At 47.4% G+C, this 2,181-nt stretch carries 3 protein-coding genes; 2 read left to right on the forward strand and 1 reads right to left on the reverse strand.

The window, feature by feature from the left end; translation table 11 throughout:
* Nucleotides 1-31: 31 nt before the first annotated feature.
* Together ppcA and AB1466_00800 are read left to right on the forward strand one after the other, a co-directional pair.
* Nucleotides 32-1,651 (forward strand): phosphoenolpyruvate carboxylase, encoded by a 1,620-nt coding sequence (gene ppcA, locus AB1466_00795; GenBank protein ID MEW6188640.1) that lies wholly within the window; start codon nucleotides 32-34, stop codon nucleotides 1,649-1,651.
* Between the two features lie 22 nt (nucleotides 1,652-1,673).
* On the forward strand, nucleotides 1,674-1,895 hold the full coding sequence (locus tag AB1466_00800; GenBank protein ID MEW6188641.1) for a NifU family protein: 222 nt from the start codon (nucleotides 1,674-1,676) through the stop codon (nucleotides 1,893-1,895).
* Between the two features lie 82 nt (nucleotides 1,896-1,977).
* On the opposite strand, the gene AB1466_00805 is transcribed toward AB1466_00800, so the two are convergent.
* Nucleotides 1,978-2,181: DUF2892 domain-containing protein (locus AB1466_00805; GenBank protein ID MEW6188642.1), on the reverse strand; the 204-nt coding region annotated here is incomplete at its 5' end.

The following is a 2,181-nucleotide window of genomic DNA, read 5'->3' on the forward strand; positions in this document are numbered from 1 at the left end:
ACTACCGACTAAATAAGGGGAGAAATTAAGGATGGTTGAAGAGTTGAGAATTCCAACGACGATGATGACCCAGCACCCGGATGCTGCATCCAGGTACATTTCCGTCCAGGAAGAACCCGAGGAAGCGATTTTTTCTCTCACTCCCCTTCCTGAAGGTCTGGGATTGGAGGAAGCCATGGTGGACTTCGAGGGAAAACTAACACCATATATGCAAACTTCCCAGATTGTCCTGGGCTTACTCGGTAAAGGAATCGTTCCCGGAAGGGATGTATTTATCACCCCACGAATTCCCAGCGGCATTGAAGAAAGTGTATTCAGACAACTCATGGCCTTGATGTCCATTGTGGAAGCCAACTATCACGCCTGGAAACGCTCTCGAGTCTATGCTGTAAGGGAAGTTATCTCGCCCATGTGTACGGGGGTTCAGGAACTCCTTAGTGTGAGGGAAAGGATCATTGATGTCATCGATTTGGCACACAAGGAGTTCGGGTTAAGCAAGGATCCCAATCTCGTCCAATTGATCCCCCTTGTGGAAACCGTCCCTCAAATACTCGATATTTACTCCATGCTTAAGGGCTACATCGAGGGATGTCAGAGAATGGGACTCACCGTGAATCGGCTGAGATACATGCTTGGGCGATCGGATCTCGCTTTATCCTATGGAATAGTGCCCGCAATCCTCTCCAATAAGATCGCCATCGCCGATGGCTATAGGCTCGCACGAGAGACGGGGATCAATATCTGTCCCATCTTGGGGGGAGGGACCCTTCCCTTTAGAGGACATTTCACTCTGGAAAATGTGAATAATACCTCAAAGGAGTATAGTGGAGTTCGGACGCTTACCGTCCAATCGGGTATGAGGTACGATCATGGTTATGAGAAGACACGAAAACTCGTTAAAATCCTGCAGAGGAAACTTCCTTTCCTTCCCCCTCTTGTCTTTGACGAGTCTTTTAAAACCAAACTCGTGAACATCATGGGTATATTCACCAAGCACTATCTGTATTCCTTCTATGAGATGGCTGAACCCGTATGTTGTATCTCCGATTATATCCCGCAGCATCGGGACCGTCTGACTAGGAAGGGGGAGGTGGGTTACGCGCGCGACCTTCCACGCCCCAGAGAACTGGCGAGATTCGTAGGCGATAAAGAACTTGTTTCCGAGTTAGAGAGCCTCGAGTTGACAAAGGAGATCGAATTACCTCGGGTCATTTCCTATACCGCGGCCCTGTATAGCATCGGGCTCCCTCCGGAGATAATAGGCACGGGTCGAGGCTTGCACGAGGTACTAACCAGATACGGTGAGGATGCTCTCAAGGCTCTCCTTAAAACCTGTATTGGACTAAAAAAGGATTTGGCCTTTGCGTGTAGATTCGTCCATCTCAAGAATGCTGGGGAGTTCCTTCCTCACGCGGTAATTTCCCAGGTTGAGGAGGATCTAAAGTTCATCGAGGATCACTTGGGCATTAAGGTTGGTATTCGAACCAAGGAGGATAGATTCTATGCAACGATCTTGGAGACCATGAAGCCCATGCTTAAGCAAGTAATTGGCGTTGATGGAGAACACTTGGTGAGTGATGAAGGCTTAGAATATAACCTGGTGAGAGAATGGGTTATTAAACTTGGCACCATCAGGAGAAGCTTGGGCTAATTTATTTTAGGAGATGATTGGAATGAGAGAAAAAGTTGAAGAGGCGTTGACCAAGATCAGACCGTCATTGCAGGCGGACGGGGGAGATGTAGAATTATGTGAAGTTACCGAAGATGGTGTGGTGAAGGTGAAGCTCACCGGGGCTTGCTTTGGTTGCCCCATGGCTGAGATGACTTTAAAGATGGGAATCGAAAGAACCTTAAAACAACTGGTTCCTGAGGTAAAAAAGGTGGAAACAGTATAAATGCGGATGGGAAAAGTAGGGAAATAAAAAATATGGGAAGCCATGAGCTGGCGCTGGCAAGATTACTTACTCCCATTTGTTTTTATGCCTTTTTAACGCGGTGAATACCAGGAAATTCAAAACTCTCTATGCCTAGGAGAGCGTAGATAGGGCAATAACCAATGAGACCGGTGAGCAGGAAACCAAGTCCGATCACGAATAGTACGATGTTCCAAGCCAAAGTAAGAGTCGTGTAATTTGCTGCGAAATATGTCAGCAAAACGATTCCCAAGACCACTCTAATCGC

It is taken from the genome of Actinomycetota bacterium (assembly GCA_040755895.1).
In the GTDB taxonomy this organism is placed as follows: domain Bacteria; phylum Actinomycetota; class Aquicultoria; order Subteraquimicrobiales; family Subteraquimicrobiaceae; genus Subteraquimicrobium.

Coding starts and splice junctions, on each gene's coding strand:
- ppcA (MEW6188640.1), top strand. CDS start 32: ATGGTTGAAGAGTTGAGAATTCCAACGACGATGATGACCCAGCACCCG.
- AB1466_00800 (MEW6188641.1), top strand. CDS start 1,674: ATGAGAGAAAAAGTTGAAGAGGCGTTGACCAAGATCAGACCGTCATTG.